This window comes from Campylobacter sp. RM16187 (genome assembly GCF_025319965.1).
Classification (GTDB): Bacteria; Campylobacterota; Campylobacteria; order Campylobacterales; family Campylobacteraceae; genus Campylobacter_A.
This window is the reverse complement of the sequence record NZ_CP012549.1, coordinates 1,883,545-1,900,862: the sequence shown is the minus strand read 5'-3', so window position 1 is coordinate 1,900,862 and position 17,318 is coordinate 1,883,545. Positions and strand designations below refer to the sequence as shown.

18 protein-coding genes are annotated in these 17,318 nt (G+C 37.6%); 9 read left to right on the top strand and 9 right to left on the bottom strand.

The features are described from left to right. Positions 1-12: 12 nt before the first annotated feature. The 3 genes from secG to CDOMF_RS10110 form a co-directional block, all read right to left on the bottom strand. Complete coding sequence (secG, locus tag CDOMF_RS10120) at positions 13-360, bottom strand: preprotein translocase subunit SecG (RefSeq protein ID WP_260951861.1); 348 nt, start codon at positions 358-360, stop codon at positions 13-15. A 63-nt stretch (positions 361-423) separates the two neighbouring features. After that, entirely contained in the window at positions 424-813 is a 390-nt protein-coding gene (locus tag CDOMF_RS10115; protein WP_260951860.1) for a thiamine-phosphate pyrophosphorylase, read from the bottom strand. A 1-nt stretch (position 814) separates the two neighbouring features. Further along, positions 815-1,516: a Bax inhibitor-1/YccA family protein gene (locus CDOMF_RS10110; protein WP_260951859.1), complete on the bottom strand. Its 702-nt coding sequence runs from the start codon at positions 1,514-1,516 to the stop codon at positions 815-817. A 158-nt stretch (positions 1,517-1,674) separates the two neighbouring features. On the opposite strand from CDOMF_RS10110, the gene CDOMF_RS10105 reads away from it, so the two are divergent. The 3 genes from CDOMF_RS10105 to CDOMF_RS10095 are packed head-to-tail and all read left to right on the top strand — an operon-like array spanning position 1,675 to position 4,363. Further along, positions 1,675-2,310: a carbonic anhydrase gene (locus tag CDOMF_RS10105; protein ID WP_260951858.1), complete on the top strand. Its 636-nt coding sequence runs from the start codon at positions 1,675-1,677 to the stop codon at positions 2,308-2,310. Then, positions 2,307-4,214: a mechanosensitive ion channel family protein gene (locus CDOMF_RS10100; RefSeq protein ID WP_260951857.1), complete on the top strand. Its 1,908-nt coding sequence runs from the start codon at positions 2,307-2,309 to the stop codon at positions 4,212-4,214. The genes CDOMF_RS10105 and CDOMF_RS10100 overlap by 4 nt, the downstream gene beginning before the upstream one ends. Then, on the top strand, positions 4,211-4,363 hold the full coding sequence (locus CDOMF_RS10095; protein ID WP_169975715.1) for a hypothetical protein: 153 nt from the start codon (positions 4,211-4,213) through the stop codon (positions 4,361-4,363). The genes CDOMF_RS10100 and CDOMF_RS10095 overlap by 4 nt, the downstream gene beginning before the upstream one ends. A 59-nt stretch (positions 4,364-4,422) precedes the next feature. Here the strand turns inward: CDOMF_RS10095 and CDOMF_RS10090 are convergent, their stop codons facing one another. Genes CDOMF_RS10090 through CDOMF_RS10080 form a run of 3 tightly spaced genes read right to left on the bottom strand, consistent with a single transcriptional unit; the run spans position 4,423 to position 7,265 of the window. Continuing rightward, complete coding sequence (locus tag CDOMF_RS10090) at positions 4,423-5,706, bottom strand: TRAP transporter large permease (RefSeq protein WP_260951856.1); 1,284 nt, start codon at positions 5,704-5,706, stop codon at positions 4,423-4,425. An 11-nt stretch (positions 5,707-5,717) separates the two neighbouring features. Continuing rightward, entirely contained in the window at positions 5,718-6,260 is a 543-nt protein-coding gene (locus tag CDOMF_RS10085; RefSeq protein WP_169975718.1) for a TRAP transporter small permease, read from the bottom strand. Positions 6,261-6,266: 6 nt separating this feature from the next. Continuing rightward, the gene (locus CDOMF_RS10080) at positions 6,267-7,265 is read right to left on the bottom strand and encodes a DctP family TRAP transporter solute-binding subunit (protein ID WP_169975720.1); all 999 of its coding nucleotides are present in this window, start codon (positions 7,263-7,265) and stop codon (positions 6,267-6,269) included. 329 nt (positions 7,266-7,594) lie between these two features. Between CDOMF_RS10080 and sodB the strand changes: the two genes are divergently transcribed. From sodB to CDOMF_RS10060, 4 genes are all read left to right on the top strand, one after another. Then, entirely contained in the window at positions 7,595-8,248 is a 654-nt protein-coding gene (gene sodB / locus CDOMF_RS10075; RefSeq protein ID WP_260951855.1) for a superoxide dismutase [Fe], read from the top strand. Between the two features lie 293 nt (positions 8,249-8,541). Beyond that, positions 8,542-8,886: an MliC family protein gene (locus CDOMF_RS10070; protein ID WP_260951854.1), complete on the top strand. Its 345-nt coding sequence runs from the start codon at positions 8,542-8,544 to the stop codon at positions 8,884-8,886. A 395-nt stretch (positions 8,887-9,281) separates the two neighbouring features. After that, the gene (locus CDOMF_RS10065; protein ID WP_260951853.1) at positions 9,282-11,375 is read left to right on the top strand and encodes a ribonucleoside triphosphate reductase; all 2,094 of its coding nucleotides are present in this window, start codon (positions 9,282-9,284) and stop codon (positions 11,373-11,375) included. 143 nt (positions 11,376-11,518) lie between these two features. Next, positions 11,519-12,859, top strand: a complete 1,341-nt coding sequence (locus CDOMF_RS10060; protein WP_260951852.1) for an FAD-dependent oxidoreductase — start codon at positions 11,519-11,521, stop codon at positions 12,857-12,859. Between the two features lie 270 nt (positions 12,860-13,129). On the opposite strand, the gene CDOMF_RS10055 is transcribed toward CDOMF_RS10060, so the two are convergent. The 3 genes from CDOMF_RS10055 to CDOMF_RS10045 all read right to left on the bottom strand — a co-directional run bounded on the left by CDOMF_RS10055 (position 13,130) and on the right by CDOMF_RS10045 (position 15,449). Further along, positions 13,130-13,543, bottom strand: a complete 414-nt coding sequence (locus CDOMF_RS10055; protein WP_260951851.1) for a hypothetical protein — start codon at positions 13,541-13,543, stop codon at positions 13,130-13,132. A 57-nt stretch (positions 13,544-13,600) separates the two neighbouring features. Continuing rightward, positions 13,601-14,407: a M48 family metallopeptidase gene (locus CDOMF_RS10050; protein ID WP_260951850.1), complete on the bottom strand. Its 807-nt coding sequence runs from the start codon at positions 14,405-14,407 to the stop codon at positions 13,601-13,603. 61 nt (positions 14,408-14,468) lie between these two features. Further along, complete coding sequence (locus CDOMF_RS10045) at positions 14,469-15,449, bottom strand: putative transporter (protein WP_260951849.1); 981 nt, start codon at positions 15,447-15,449, stop codon at positions 14,469-14,471. A gap of 206 nt (positions 15,450-15,655) precedes the next feature. Between CDOMF_RS10045 and CDOMF_RS10040 the strand changes: the two genes are divergently transcribed. Together CDOMF_RS10040 and CDOMF_RS10035 are read left to right on the top strand one after the other, a co-directional pair. Then, the gene (locus CDOMF_RS10040) at positions 15,656-15,868 is read left to right on the top strand and encodes a hypothetical protein (RefSeq protein WP_170019667.1); all 213 of its coding nucleotides are present in this window, start codon (positions 15,656-15,658) and stop codon (positions 15,866-15,868) included. A 97-nt stretch (positions 15,869-15,965) separates the two neighbouring features. Beyond that, positions 15,966-17,294, top strand: coding sequence for a hemolysin family protein (locus CDOMF_RS10035; RefSeq protein WP_260951848.1), 1,329 nt, complete (start codon positions 15,966-15,968; stop codon positions 17,292-17,294). Positions 17,295-17,318 lie beyond the last annotated feature (24 nt).

Below are 17,318 nucleotides of genomic sequence, written 5' to 3'. Positions count from 1 at the left end.
TTATCCGTAAAGTTATTTTGTAGGTGCAGCCGGAGCAGCAGGCGCTGTAGGTGCGACAGGTGCAGCAGGAGTTGCGCTAGGAGCCGGAACTACGATGTTTTTTGTATCTACGTTGTCGATTAGCGATTTTTTAGTTTGCGTGTTGTAAGTGTAGCCTAAAGCAAGCGTGTTTAGGATGAAGACAACTCCCACAACAAAGGTAAATTTAGCCAAAAATCCCGCAGGTCCCTTTGCACCAAAGAGGCTTTCGTTACTTCCGCTATATGCGCCAAGTCCGATAGAAGAGCTCTTTTGAAGCAAAACGGCAACCGTTAGAATCGCTGCTAAAATGAATTGTAAAACCAAAAAGAATGAACTCACAAAAAATCCTTTAAATTTGAAAATAATTAGTAGCGATTATACTAAAAAAGTTTTAAAAATTCTCTAAATTTCTTTTTCGATTTCGTAAAGGTCGTATCTGATGGATTTAAAAATTTCCGAATTTGTAGTGTCGATAAGCTTAAAACACTCTTCCAAAACTCTTGCGCTCTCTTGCGCTCGTTTTAAATTTGCTATTTGCAAATCGGTTAAATTCGCTCTGTCAAATTCGCTTTTTATGCTTGGTTTTAGCACGTCGTTTGTAGCATCGCGAAATTTGATAAATTCGCTTGAGTCGATTTTGGCTTTATGCCTGAGTGTTTTGATTTGAGAAGAGAGAGCAAGGTCGTCAAAGACATATCTTCTTATGTCCTCAACGACTCTTAAACCCTCTTTGAGTCTATTTAAATTTGCGTCGATTACTCTGTAAATGCGCTCATTTAAATCGCCGCTCATTTTATTCTCTGTTTAGAATTCCTAAAATTTGAAGCAGTGAAGTAAATAAATTCACAAAGTCAAGATATAGCGCAACAGCTCCTTCTATCGGAGTTTCGTAGTTGCCGCGAATGATGTTTTGCGTATCATAAAGGATATACGCGCTAAATAAAACCGCACTTACGCTCGAGATAGCAAGTTGGAAGATCGGGCTTTTGAAAAATAGGTTCATAATAGCCGCTACTATCACTACTACTAGAGTGATGAAAAGCATCTTGCCCATAGCTGTAAAATCTCTTTTTGTATTCATCGCAAATACACTTAGAGCGCCGAATGCAACAGTCGTAAGCGTAAATGCTTGAGCCACTATGCTAGCGCCGCCCGGCATCGCTAAAACCGAAGCTAGAAGCGGAGTAAGCGTAAGACCGCTAACAAAAGTAAATGCAAAAAGAAGGACTAAATTTAACCCAGCTTTGCGTTTAGCCGCTATAAGACCGAATAAAAGTCCCAGCTCAACCACTACAAGTCCGATAAATAGCGGTAAATTTCCTATAAACATATGTGCTATACCAAGACCGACATATGCTCCAACGCTTGCTGCTAGAAGTGAAGCCGCAAACAGCTGGTAAGTTTGCTTGATAAACGTGCTAAGCGAGCTTTGTGAATACTCTCTCGCCAACTCTTGTTCGTGTGAGTTTGCATAGTTTCTATTGTATAAACTCATCAATTCTCCTTATGTAATTTTTTATAAATTTATCCAAAAAATAGTAAATAAAGTATAAAAGATTGTTTAAAAGCACCAAAAAATGTTATTTCCCGCTTGGTTAATCAACCTTCAAAGCGAATTTGATATAATTTAGAAAATAAAATTTCGGAGTAGCGATGGAGTCACTTTTAGGCGGTGCTGTTAAATTTATGGAAGAGGGCTTTTTAGAACACAAAGAGCTTTTTGAAAGTCTCGGGCAAAAGCAAATTCCGCACACTCTTTTTGTGGGCTGTATCGACTCGCGCGTGGTGCCAAATTTGATCACAAATACGATGCCCGGCGATCTTGTAGTAGTTAGAAACATCGCAAACATCATCCCTCCATACCGCACCAGCCAAGAGTATCTGGCTACTACTTCGGCGATTGAATACGCCTTACAAACGCTAAATGTGGAAAACGTCATTATCTGCGGACATAGTAACTGTGGCGGATGCGCGGCACTTTATCTTGATGAGAGTAAATTTAAAAATACTCCAAACGTAAAAAGATGGCTAAATTTGCTTGATCCGATTAAGAAAAAAGTCGAAGGTGTCCTGTCTGATCCAAAAGACATCGCAAGAAGAGAGTGGCTAACCGAGAGGTTAAATGTCATAAATTCTTACGAAAATTTGCTTACTTATCCGGATGTAAAGGCTAAATTTAGGGATGGAAGCCTTAAAATTTACGTTTGGCACTATATCATAGAAACGGGCGAAATTTACAACTATAACGTTGTTTCAAAGAGCTTTAGACTACTTGGAGTTGATAGATGAAAAAGATTTTTTTACTATTTTTTGGTCTTATATTTGTATCTTTAAATTCTTTTGCGAATAGTCTTGACGATATTGATATAGTTTTGGCCATAAAAAAAATAGATGAGATAAATGCTCAGATAGAGGCTATAAAAGCTCAAGCCGTGGATAAAAATGAAACTGCCGAGCAAAATGTTCTTTTTAAAGGTGTTGTGACAAAAAAGAGTGAGCTTTTGGAAAAAATACCATATTTGCTTATGGAGACAAGGGTAGATGATGAGAAAATTGCCCAATTTAGAAGCGATAAGTCCAAACTTGAAACAAAGGTAAAAAGACTAAAAGCAGCAAATAACAAAAAGGCTTACATAGAGAGTGCGATGGAGCTTGAGAAGATGAATATGGAGGCATCTTTTTATAAAACCTTAATCGAGCTTGGAAAAATTTTTAGCGATGGAGCAAGAACCGCAAAGATAAAATCTGGTATAGAAGACGGCTTGCTTGACCTTCAGACGAACTCGTATGTTAGTATTAAAGAGCTCAAGTCTAGCATGGATAGTATGGGAATACAAGGATATACAAATGAATTTAACTCATTAGAGCTTTATAGGAAGACTTTTGAGGAGATTTTGATATATCTTAGGGATAATGCGGAGCTACTTAGCACAAACTACTTTTTTAGCGAGCTAAATTTAAAAACCGCCATAGGATTTATCAATCAGCAGATTCCTTTTGAGATGAAAGATGTGAATTTTGGCAAAATAATACTTATTCTTTTTGTATTTTTGTTTTTCATATCGTTTACAAGAATTTTATCTGCGATAACTTATAAGATTTTACTCTCTTTGTTTGTAAAGGATCATCAAGGAAAATTTATCAAAGATCAAGTCATGGGTATTGTAAAGCGTCCCATTTTCTTTATTTTGGCGGTTTATGCGATAGATCTTTGTGTCTCGATATTTTACTACCCAGCCCCCGTGCCTATCAAATTTGTAAATTACTTTTCTATAGTGTTTATTATCTCTTTTGCATGGCTTATTCTTAGCATATTGGATAGCTACGGTATGGTTTTTATAAGCGAGATAACCAAGAAGAGTGGAGGGCGAAAAGAGGTTATAAATTTAATAATTAAAATAGTCTACTTTATTATCATAGTTATTGCATTTTTACTTGTTTTAAGCAGGCTTGGTTTTAATGTAAGCGCTATAATAGCCTCACTCGGAATAGGTGGTTTAGCTATAGCTTTGGCAACTAAGGATATTTTAGCTAACTTCTTTGCCTCTATTATGATGCTGTTTGACAACTCTTTTTCTCAGGGAGATAACATCGTATGCGGTGATATAGAGGGTGTGGTGGTAGAGATAGGACTTAGAAAGACAACAGTTAGGACTGCCGATAATGCACTTATTTTTGTGCCAAATTCAAAACTTGCCAGCGATCCGATTAGAAACTGGACCAGAAGGCGACTCGGCAGACTTATAAAGCTAACTGTAGCACTTGAATATAGAGCTACTGGCGAACAGGTTAAAAAATGTGCAGAAGAGATTAAAGAGATGCTATTAAATCATCCTGATATTGCAAAACCAAACGATCTGGGCTCAAATGATATTCAAAACATATTAAGGCTTAGAAAAAATATAGTATCCATAGATGATTTGATAGGGTATAAGTCAAATTTGTTTGTAGCCGTAGATAATCTTTCCGATAGCTCTATCGATATATTGGTATATTGCTTTTCAAAGACGATAGTTTGGGGAGAATTTTTGAGCGTAAAAGAGGATGTTATACTAAAGATTATGAATATTGTCGAGAAAAATGGGCTAAGTTTTGCATTTCCAAGTCAAAGCCTATATATTGAAAATTTAAAAGACGCTATGGATACTAAGAGTATAATAGGCAATACAATCACGATAAAGGAGAGCAAATGAGTGAAGAATTTGACTATGAAGATGAAGATCTAGATGAGTATTCTGACGATTTTGATGAAGAGAATGAGGGGTCGTATAACTACAATTATGATGAGAATGACTACGAATATGACGATGGAGATGAAGAGGAAGATACTTACGAGATGTAATAAATTTAGAATTGAAATTTAAAAATATATATCAAGTAAGGGGAATTTACCCCTTACTATCAATGTCCATACATTAAATTTGGAAGCCATAGTGAAATTTGTGGTATGTATGTAACTAGCATCAAGCCTATAAATAGTGTTAAAGTCCAAGGTAGGCATGCCACAACAACATCTTTTAGATTCATTCCTGTTAAACCACTCGATACAAAGAGATTTAACCCCACGGGTGGAGTAATCATACCTATCTCCATATTTACTATAAGCAAAATTCCAAAGTGAACCGGATCTATTCCTAATTGAAGTGCTATAGGTAGCAATAAAGGCACCATAATCATAACAACGCTTGAAGGTTCCATAAATTGACCCATAACGAAAAGCAGTATGTTTACGATGATTAAAAATCCTATTTTGCCTATATTTGCCTCTAAAATTCCGTCAGAGATCGCTTGAGGAATTTGCTCACTGGTAAGAAGGTATGCGAACACAACTGCATTTGCAATAATAAAAAATATCATAGCTGTAGTGAGTGCAGATTCAAGGCAGATACCCCAAAGATCTTTTATCTTAATATCTTTATACACAACAAGTGAGATAAAGAGCGCATATACGGCACTTGCGGCAGCAGCTTCTGTCGGAGTAAAAATACCTCCGTAGATACCGCCTATAACTACAACTATAATTAAAAGAGCCCAAAATGCTTTGGTAAATTTTTTGATTCTTTCGCTCCATGGCTCAGGCTTTGTAGCTTTAAAGCCAAGTCTTCTAGCGCCTATATATGTTTGGGCTATCATCATACCGCCTAGCATTATACCAGGCACAACCCCCGCCATAAATAGCTGTGCTATACTAACTTCAGCCGTAACTCCGTAAACAATCATAACTACTGAAGGAGGGATTAGTATTCCAAGTGATCCTGCTGTAGTAATGCCACCAACCGCATAAGCCGGAGGATATCCCGCCTCTTTGATGGCTACGAACATAATAGAGCCTATGGCCACAACCGTAGCAGGTGAGCTTCCAGAAACGGCAGCAAATATAACACAAGCAAATATAGCACTGATCGGAAGACCTCCCGGTAGATGTCCTACTACTGATTTTGCAAAATCTATGATTCTTTTAGCCGAACCACCCTTGCTAAGTAAATTTCCAGCCAAAATAAACATAGGAATTGCCATAAGTGCGAATTTGTTAATACCGTCAAATATGATTTGCGGAACAGTAGCTACATCAAGATCGGTAAAAAGAAGCATAGTAAGAACCGTGCTAGCGCCAAGAGAGACAGCGACAGGAACGCCAATTAGCATAAGTCCAAATAGACATACAAATAAAAATGCAATAGTCATACTATCTCTCCTTAGTCTTTCTTTATGGAGTCGCGAATCATCTCTGCTTCAGCGTTGATAATAACTTTATCAGAAGGAGTTACTGCTATTTGATAGACTTTTTCTCCTGCTCTATAGCTTGCTCCTAAAAATGCCACCGGAAGAACTAGCATAGGCACCCATTGCGGTATTCCTAGGTCAACACTCATAAAATTTAGCTCATACATAACATATAGATACTGCACACTATAAACTACTATAAACATTAAAAAGATTGTAGTAAGGGCGCTGGAGAACACAAGATAAGCTTTTGCCATTGGTGAAGGGAATCTTTCAATTAAAATAGTGACTGATATGTGTATGCCTTTTCTAAAGCCGTATGCAGCGGCAAAGAATGCAGACCAAATAAAAAGATAATTAGTCGCCTCTCCCGCCCATGCCCATCCGGTATTAAAGACATAACGCATTACAACGTTTATAAAGGCAAGTAGCGTTCCCGCTACTATGCCTACTACGGCGATCGTCTTATTTACAGTCGCGATGCCGATATCTATAATCTCAAAGAATCTTCGCATAAAGACCTACTTTGTATTAATAGTTTTTTCTATCAGGTCTTTTCCTATAACTTTATAGAAGTTTGGATAGATAGTTTTCATAACCTCAGCCCATTTGGCTTTCTGCTCAGGGGTTAACTCTACTATCTCAAGTTTGCCTGTCTCGCTTGCATATTTTTTAAGAGCGTCTATAATTTTGGCATCCTCTTTCGCAGACTCTTCTCTTTCAAAAGCAGTAGCCTCTTTAAGAGCTTGAGTAACGTGATTTTTCATATCTTGTGGCAAGCCTTTCCAGAATTTCTCACTTAGAATAACCAAATATCCCAAATATCCGTGTGAAGATATTGTTAAAGAGTTTTGCGCCTCATAAAATTTTGAGTTATAAAAGTTTGACAATGGGTTCTCTGTAGCATCTACAACTTTTTGTTGGAGCGCAGGATAAACTTCAGAGAATGGTAGAACTTGCGGGTTACCACCTATTACTTTTGTTTGTTCTTCTAGAACCTTTGAGCTCATAATTCTAAATTTCTGTCCTTTTGCATCTTCAGGAGCAACGATAGCTTTTTTGCTTGAGCTAAAATGTTTGAAGCCTGCATCCCAAAAATCAAGTGCCACAAAGCCTTTTTTGGCTATCATATCTTTAAGTTTTTGTCCAACTTCACCACCTTGTACCGCGTATAAGTGAGCATTATCTCTAAAGATAAAAGGCAGGTCAAACAGTTGGAATTCAGGAACTATAGGCGTAAATTTAGAAAAGCTCGGAGCCGCCATTTGAACGTTATTTAGTTTTAGTGCACCAAATACGCGGTCATCATCTACTAGCTGAGCCGCAGGATAAACCTCAACTTTAATTGCGCCATTACTAAGCTCGTTCACACGTTTAGCAAAAAAGTCTGCTGCTTTGCCTTTCGGTGTGGTTGCGGCAACAACGTGAGCAAATTTTATAGTATATGTCTTTTGGGCGCCAAATGCGCTACCTGCTAGAGCACAAGTCAGAAATAGTGCCGAAAGAAATTTTAGTTTCATTGTTGAATCCTTTTTATGTTTTTGATTCACTACAAAATTAATCATAGCTAGTCGTAATTATAAATCATAAAATTTATAAATTGGCAATCTTGTTTCAAAAACTCTCAAAAATTTATTTTAGTATGAGTAAATTAGTAACATTTTTATTATTATCATAGTATATAAAATTCACGTAATTTTAGTAAAATTGCTTATTTTTTGAAATAGTGTTACTAAAATACACTTAAATTTAAACTTGATAAATAATACTAATTTTATCCTATTAACAAAATAATTACTTTTTTATCTTATAATCTCGAAAAATTTTTTAAATTACAAGGAGAATCAAAATGTTTAATCTTAGAAAGCTTCCATTTGATCCTAAGTCAAATGCAGTTGTAAGTGAGGAGACCTGTAGTTACCATCACGGTAAGCACCATCAAACTTACGTAACAAACCTTAATAATCTTATTAAAGGTACCGAATTTGAAAATTCTGGACTATACGAAATTTTAACAAAGAGCTCAGGCAGTATATTTAATAATGCCGCTCAAGTTTATAACCATGATTTTTATTGGGATTGTATAGCTAAAAAGAGTGATATGGGCGATGAATTAAAAGCAAGATTGCAAAAAGATATTCCAAATTTCAAAGAGGAATTCTTAAAATCGGCTACTACACTATTTGGTTCAGGATGGGCATGGCTAGTCTATAGTCCAAAATCTGATAAATTAGAGATAATACAAACCAATAACGCTCAAACACCTGTAACGGTGGGTCTGATACCTCTTTTGGTAGTAGATGTATGGGAGCATGCCTATTATGTAGATCATAGAAATGCAAGAGCTGCATATCTAGAGAAATTTTATGAAAATATAAACTGGGATTTTGTTTCTACAGCTTATGAGTGGGCATTAAAAGAAGGCGTAAATTCGGTTAAATTTTATATAGGCGAGCTTCATTCTCAAGGGTGCGGATGTGGAAAAGGATGTGGTTGCCACTGATTTTTTGAAGAGGTTTTTCCTCTTCAATTTTTTATAAAATACTCCCTTGTTTTACTTATTTTCTAAAAAATAAATATTTCATTACTCTAAAATACATTAAAATAAAAAACGATTGAATAATAATTATTTATTAATAAATTTAGAACAAGATATATTGTTGTCTATTCGAAATATTCTTTAAAATCACTAAAAACAAGTTTTTTGGTAATTTTATGAATTAAAATTTCATCTAAATTTTTAAATTTACCTTTCTATGCTAGTATCCGAAAATATTTTATTTATAAGGATGCAAAATGAAAAAAATTCTAATCTCTTCTTTGGCCGCAGTTGCATTTTTGAGTGGTTGTGCTTCTGTGGGAACCAAACAAGAGTCGACTACCGCAAAAGTTATAAGCGTTAATACTATACATTTCTATGGTGTTACCGATAAAAATTATAAGGTTAATTTAGTTTCGGCAGATAATTTTGAAACTGCTGTTTTGACTGACACTAAAGGGCATAAAATTGCTCTAAAAAGCGCTGTTTCAGGTAGTGGAACAAGACTTGTTAACGATGACGGCATAGAGATACATTTCAAAAAAGGCGAAGCTGTGCTAACTCTTGGCAAGGGTCAAAAAGATATATTTTTAAAATACTAAATACAAAAAGGGGCCAAAGACCCCTTTAAACCTAACTCTAATTTTTATAAATTCAAATTTCGCTTTTTGTAATATCTTTTTTAATATTTTATCTTACATATTTAATGCGATATATTTTAAAATCTTAATTAAAAACTTATTGATTTTTGTGGAAATTTAGATTATATACTTATATAAAAATATTAAAATTTAAAATTAAGACTACTTTAGATTAATTTTATTTAAAATGCCATAAAATAGTTATATTTTAATAGAAAATAAAGCTTAAGAATTAAACATATTTAATATCAAATAATAATATATTTTATCAAAAATATCTAAATTGTTCTATTGTATTTTAAGAAAACTATCACTATACTCTTTAAATTTACAAAACTATTTTTAAGAGGGTAACTATGAAGCAAATTTTAAAGCGCGACGGCACAAGACAAGAGTATCTTCCGTATAAGATCCAAGATGCTATTAAAAAGGCTTTTGCAAGCGAGAGCAAAGAGTATGACGATAGAATTTTTGCCGACGTTATGCAAGATGTCGCGCAAAAAGAGATCATCACAGTCGAGGATGTGCAAGACTTCATAGAAAAAGCGCTTTTTAAGTCGGGTTATTTTGACGTGATGAAGAGTTTTATGCTCTATCGCCACACTCACAAAATGCAACGCGAGCAAATTTTAGGACTCAACGAAGACACCACATACATAAACTCCACCCAAACGATAAATGAATACATAAACGGCACGGACTGGCGAATTTCGGCTAATTCAAACACAAGCTACTCAAACGCAGGACTTATCAACAATACCGCAGGTAAGGTTATCGCAAACTACTGGCTTGACGCGATTTACTCTAAAGAAGAAGGTATCGCACACAGAAACGGCGATTATCACATCCACGACTTAGACTGCCTTACCGGATATTGCGCAGGCTGGTCGCTTAGAGCGCTTCTTAATGAAGGCTTTAACGGCGTTCGCGGCAGAGTCGAAAGTCGCGCGCCAAAGCACTTTCGAGAAGCTCTTAGCCAGATGGCAAATTTCTTAGGAATTTTGCAAAGCGAATGGGCCGGAGCTCAGGCGTTTAGTAGCTTTGACACCTATCTTGCGCCTTATGTTTTTAAGGATAAGTTAAGCGATACGGAGATCAAAAAGGCAATTACAAGCTTTATATTTAACCTAAACGTCCCTGCTCGCTGGGGTCAAAGTCCCTTTACCAACGTAACTATCGATATCACTTGCCCAAGCGATCTTCGCGCTCAAATTCCAACTTCAACCGACATACATCTGTTTTCAAATTTAGAGGATGAGGAACTTTTAAAACTTGCCAAAGAGCGCGGGTTTAATAAACTTACCGATATGACTTACGGAGCGTTTGAGCCTGAGATGGCGCGTATCGATAAGGCGTTTTATGAAATTTTAACCACAGGCGACAAGTGCTCTCAGCCATTTACTTTCCCGATCCCTACCGTAAATATCACCGAGGATTTTGATTGGGATAGCGAAGTGGCTAAAATTTTGTTTGAAAATACGGCAAAGATGGGCTCAAGCTACTTTCAAAATTTCGTCGGTTCTCAGTATAAATTTGATGAAAACGGCAACCGCGTTCTAAATGAAAGCGCTTATAAACCTGGACACGTTCGCTCGATGTGCTGCCGCTTGCAGCTTGATCTAAGAGAGCTTTTAAAGCGTGGCGGAGGACTATTTGGAAGTGCCGAGATGACAGGCTCTATAGGTGTCGTAACCATAAATTTAGCTCGCCTTGGTTATCTGTATAAGAGTGACAAGAAGGGGCTTTACACAAGGCTTGAGTATCTTTTAAATTTGGCAAAATCAACCCTTGAAAAGAAGCGCAAATTTATCCAAGAGATGTATGATCGCGGACTTTATCCTTATACGGCGCGCTATTTGAAGCATTTTAACAACCACTTTAGCACTATCGGCATCAACGGCATGAACGAGCTTTTAAGAAATTTTACAAGCGACACGGAAAATATCTCGACCGAATTCGGGCGCGAATTTGCGCTTGAGATGGTTGAGTATCTGCGCTCTAAAATTAGGCAATTTCAAGAGAGCACGGGCAATCTTTACAACCTTGAAGCAACTCCTGCAGAAGGTACCACATATCGCTTTGCAAAAGAGGATAAAAAGCGCTATCCTGACATCTTGCAAGCTGGCATGGATGAAAATATCTACTACACCAACTCAACTCAGCTTCCCGCAAATTTCACCGATGATGCTTTTGAGGCGCTTGATCTGCAAGATGAGCTTCAGAGTGCCTATACGGGCGGAACGGTCTTTCACCTTTATATGAAGGAGCGCATTAGCTCGGCTGAAGCGTGCAAGGATCTCGTGCGCGGCATCGTAAATAACTACCGCTTGCCGTATATCACGATCACGCCTGTCTTTAGCGTGTGCTCAAAGCACGGATATATCCCCGGCGAGCATGAATACTGCCCGATTTGCGATGAGGAGTTGATGAAGCAGCTTCAAAATGCTTAAATTTCTAAAATTTGCGCTCAAATTTGTGCCAAATTTTAACCGTGCGAGCAAGCAAAAGCCACTTTTATAAGCGACATTTAACGATAAAATAAAATTTTAAGAATTCTGTGGCACAATTCGTCTAAATTTTCATGGAGTAGGTCGTGTCAAATCACTATGATGTTTTGGTTGTGGGCGGAGGAATTTCAGGAACGGCTCTGTTTTACGAGCTTGCGCGCTATACGGACATAGAGCGTATCGCACTTTTGGAGAAGTATCCGGCTTGCGCTACTCTAAACTCAAAAGGCACGAGCAACTCTCAGACTATTCACTGCGGCGACATAGAGACTAACTACACTTTTGAAAAAGCAAAAAGCGTCAAAAAATCAGCCGATATGATCGTAAAATACGCACTCATGCACGGATATGAGAACAAATTTATGTTCGCTCATCAAAAGATGGTCATAGGTGTTGGCGAGGCTGAAAGCGAGGCGATAAGAGCTAGGTTTGAGAAGTTTAAGGAGCTTTACACCTCGCTTGAAATTTTTGATAAAGATAAGCTAAAGCAGATCGAGCCTCTGGTGGTGCGAGGTATGGACGGAAACGACCGAAAAGAGCAGATCGTAGCCATGGGAGTAAGTGGCGGCGAGTACACGACTGTTGATTTTGAGCAGATGTCAAATAGCCTTATAAAGCACGCAAAAGAGGCGAGCAAGACTACCGATGTGTTTTTTGACGCTTGGGTTAAGAGTATCAAAAAGCAAGGTAACAGGTATCTTGTAAAGACTCGTGACGAGCGTGAGTTTAGCGCGGATTATGTGGTTGTAAATGCAGGCGCTCACTCGCTTTATTTGGCGCACGAGATGGGGCATGGGCTTGATTTTAGCTGCTTGCCGATCGCCGGAAGCTTTTATATGAGTAAAAAGCGCTTGCTAAACGGCAAGGTCTACACCGTGCAAAATCCAAAGCTGCCGTTTGCCGCTATCCACGGAGATCCCGATATCCTAGCCGACGGGCTTACCAGATTTGGGCCGACTGCGCTTGTGTTGCCTAAACTTGAGCGTTACCGCGGAAATTCGACGATTATTGATTTTATAAAGACTTTGCGCCTTGATACAAACGTGGCGAAGGTGCTTTTAGGACTTTTTGGCGATAGCGATATAAGGGATTATGTGATTAGAAATTTTGCCTATGAGGTGCCGATCGTAAATAAAATTTTATTCGTTGAGGCTGCCAGAAAGATCGTGCCTTCGCTTGAAAATGACGATGTTTATTATGCTAGAAATTTTGGCGGTGTTCGCCCGCAAGTGATTGATAAAAAGGGCAGGGAGCTAATGCTTGGCGAGGCTAGCATAAACACAGGCGAAGGTATCGTCTTTAACATGACGCCAAGCCCAGGAGCTACGAGCTGTCTTGCAAACGGCTTTAGAGACGCTAGAAGAGCTTGCGAGTTTTTGGGCAGGAAATTTAATGAGGATAGATTTAACGCCGAGCTTGTAGATTAGGCTACTTTACACAGCTAGAGGATAGATCGCTAGTTTATGTTTGTCAAACTCGCAAAGGTGTCCGAGTAGATAAATTTCAAAACAGCTCTTTAAAAAATCCTCCTTAGGCTTGTGCCTGAGTGCAGGATAAAACAGGTAATTTATCAATAAAGCATCTGCTACAACCGATCCGTACGCCTCTTTTAAAATTGCAGCTTTTTCGTCTATAAATTCTGCTTTGTGCCTCCATTTAGTTATGGCTTTGTAGAGTTGCTCATCTAAATTTAGCTCCTAAATAGCCTCTCTAATGTCCCAAATTGCAACTTCATGCACACGTTTAAGCCTCTCAAGAAGCTCTTTGTCATTTATAAATTCGGCAAATTTTTTAAGGCTATCGATGTGAGATTTGCCAAGAGCGATCAGCTTTGCTTTGTCATTTGATAGCGGAGGCGAAAATATCGGCGTAAAACCCGCCTCGATAAAAGCATTTGCTTTGTCTTTGTTCGCCTCGTAAAGCGGCATAATCCTATCTTGTAAATCTTTAGCGCAAACTAGCGGCTCAAAGACTTTATCTACACCATCTCCGTAAGGCATAAATTCCTCAAACAGTCCGTAAAAACAAGCACTCAGATCTTTTAAATCTCCTGAATAAAGATTGATTTGCATTAAATTTGCCAAATGCTTAGCGTAGTCTAGTTTCGTCATTTTAATAACTCTAAAGCCCTTAAACCAAGCACAAATTTAAGCTTTTATCGGATAAATTTAACCCTTTTTAGCTGCGAGATATAGCGGCTCAACTTTTTTGGCTATCTCTTTTAGGTCTTTGATACGGCTTTCGTTTGACGGGTGAGTGCTTAGGATTTCAGGCACGGCGCCGCCTGATTTTTTAGACATCTTTTCCCACACTATGACCGCCTCTTGTGGATCATATCCCGCTCTTGCCATTAGTTCGGTGCCGATATGATCAGCCTCAGTTTCATGACTTCTTGAAAAAGGCAGGCTGATAGTGTATTGGGTGGCTAAATTTATAAGCCCTGTTGCCGTATCGCCAAGCCCTGCAGCGGTTGAGACAGCAAAAATTCCTATATTTTTAAGCTGATCTGTGCTAGCTTGCTCGCGGCTATGCTCTCTTAGCGCGTGAGCTATCTCATGACCCATGACGGCTGCTATCTGCGCGTCCGTTAAGGATAAATTTTTAATAAGCCCGCTATAAACGGCGATCTTGCCTCCGGGCATACACCACGCATTTAATGTGTTTGAGTTGATGACATTTACCTGCCAGTCCCATTTGAGCGCATCTTCTCTAAAGGCTCCGACCTGCGCTATGAGGCGTTTGCCGATAGCTTGTACGCGTTTGGTAAGGACTGGATCGATATTTAGCGTATTTGCTTGTTTGGCTGATTGAAGTACCTTTGTATAGGCCAATACCGCACTTTGATTCATTGTTTCAGAACTCACCAAAAATAGTTGTTTTCTATCGGCTCCTACAACTCCACCGCCGGTTGAACTTGCAACACAACCGGCCAAAAATATTATTATAAATAAAAATGGAAGTATAATTTTTTTCATCTTTTCATCCTTAAATTTAGGTTGTGAAATTTCAAAAATTATACTAGATTTTCTTAAATTTCTACTCCCAATCCATTTTTTTGTAGCCGATATTGTGCTCAAATTCCTTTAGACGCTTATGGATTGAGCGAAGCTCGGTGATGGTCTTCCAGTTGCTGATAAACACGCCAAAACTTGATCTAACCTGTGCAAATGCATTTTTAACTTGAACTAAAACTCCAAGAGTAATAAGACCCGTAAATAGTCCTCCACCCATTATTAGATATGGAATTATGATTGAAATTTGATGATATGAGTATAGCCACATATTAAAATATCCATAGTGTAAAAATAACCTTGAGTAGTTAAATTTAAGCCCCGTAAAAAGCTCTACTATGGTTGCCGGATGAGCGTAACTTATCTTGTTATCCTCTGCTAAAACAAGTTCTTTTCTAAAGGCGGCTTCGACTTTTTGGTTGTTGTATTCAAGTCCAGGAAGCTTGATGCCTACAAACCAAGAGATTATAAGCCCGCCCACGCTTATAATTAGGGCTATCCATACAAGAGAGCCCGGAATATCTTTGATGTAAGGCAAATTTACTTTGGCACTAAGCCCCCAAAGTATCGGTATGAAGGCGATTAGAGTCATTATGGAGTCTAAGATATCAACTCCAAGATCTTCCATGATTTTTGCAAATCTATAAGTATCTTCTTGCATACGCTGCGAGCTTCCCTCGATGTCCTTTTCGACTTTTCGCCAGTAGCTAAGATAGCTAAAGGTCATTGCCTCTCGCCAGCGAAATATCCAGTGGCTGGAAAAAAACGATATAAAAACACGAAGCATTATATACGGCATGGCTAAATATAAGAATAGTCTTATCCCCGCCCAAAAATCCTGTATGTCGTGCTCTTTTACATTTTGTAAGATGTCGTAAAAGTTTTTATACCAATTATTAAATTGAATATTTATATATGTTTGAAGTATAAGTGATAATGATATCAAAATTATACCGCCGTAAGCCCATTTGGCCCATTTTTTACTCTTAAAAAAAGATAAAAACACTTTTCTCTCCCGAGTGTGAAATTAAAACGCTAAAGTATATCAAAAAAAATATTAATTTAAATTTGGATATTAAATTCAAAATTGCTAGATTTGACCTAAAATATTAAAAAAATTAAAATAATATGAAATTTGATAGATTTAAATTATAAGTAAATTTGGTTTAAATGTAGTATTATTTTATAAACTAAAATTTAAGGATATAAAATTTGTTTAGAATTATATTTATTTTTGCTGTTATTTTCTCTTTAGTATGGATATATATGGGCGCAAATAATAAAACAGTAGCGGATTATAAAAACATGAGCAAGGAGCAGCTTGAAACTCTTTGTCTCGAAAAACAAGATAAAACCGCATGTCAAAAAATCGCTATTGATTTTATAAATATTTCTAAATCAAACGACGGGAAGCCTAAATTTTAAAATAGCTTTACATGAAAGTTCTTGCAAGTAAGTTAATTGAGATTTGGTTGCTTTTGTGATATAATGCCAATTTTATCTTAATTTTTAAGGATTTTTATTGCACCCCAGTAGCGATTCATATTTTATGATTTTACTCGCAATTTTATTTGTACTTTTAAACGCTTTCTTTGTTTTATCCGAATTTGCCATTGTCAAGGTTCGCAGAAGTAGACTAGAAGAGCTTATCAAAGATAAGGTTCCAAATGCAAAACTAGCCTACGATATGTCAAATAAGCTTGATACATATCTAAGCGCGACTCAGCTCGGCATAACGCTTAGTTCGCTTGCGCTTGGTTGGATAGGCGAGCCTGCGATCGCAAGGCTTATAGAAAGGCCGCTTCAAATTTACTTTGATGTAAGCGACTTGGTTGTTCATACCGTTGCGTTTGCTATCGCATTTACGACTATTACGTTATTTCACGTGGTGCTTGGAGAGCTGGTTCCAAAATCGATCGCCATTGCCAAAGCTGAGAAATCAACTCTGCTTATAGCAAAACCCCTTCATATATTTTGGGTTATTTTTTCGCCTCTAATTAAGACATTTGACTATCTTGCTTGGCTCTCTTTAAAAATGCTCGGCATAAAGCCCGCCAAAGAAAGCGAGCTCGCGCACTCCGAAGAGGAGATTAAGATAATCGTAGGAGAGAGCTTAAAAGGCGGAGTTTTAGATAGTTTTGAGACTGAACTTATAAAGAATGCGGTGGATTTTAGCGACACTGTGGCTAAAGAAATTATGACTCCTCGCCGTGATTTAGTCTGCATAAATAAACAAAAGAGCTTTGAGGATAATTTAAAAGTAATTTTTGAGTCCAAATATACTCGTTTCCCATATATAGATGGTAGCAAAGATGTGATTTTAGGCATGATACATATTAGAGACATTTTAGCTGTGCATTTTGGAGAGGGTAAGAAAAAAGATTTTGATCAAATTGTTAGAAAATTTTTGATAGTACCTGAGAGCTTATCTATCTCAAAGGCGCTAGTAATGATGAACAAACAGCAAATTTCAGCCGCTCTTGTAGTAGACGAATATGGTGGCACTGCAGGCCTTCTTACTATGGAAGATATTATGGAAGAGGTTTTGGGTGATCTAAATGACGAGCATGATGATGCCGATCCTCATTTTAGAAAGATAAATGACAATATATATGAATTTAACGGTAGATTTGACCTAGAAAGCGTTGAAGAGCTTATGGGTATTAGCTTTGATGAGGAGACAGATCAAGTAACTATCGGCGGATATGTATTTAACCTTATTGGCAGATTGCCTGTGGTCGGAGATAGAATAGATGATGAGAACTGCCACTATGAAGTGCGTAAAATGGATGGAACTAGCATTCTAACTGTTAAAGTACGTAAAAAGATTGAAGGTGAAGAGAATGATTAAATTTTAGGCGGTCTTTGCCGCCTA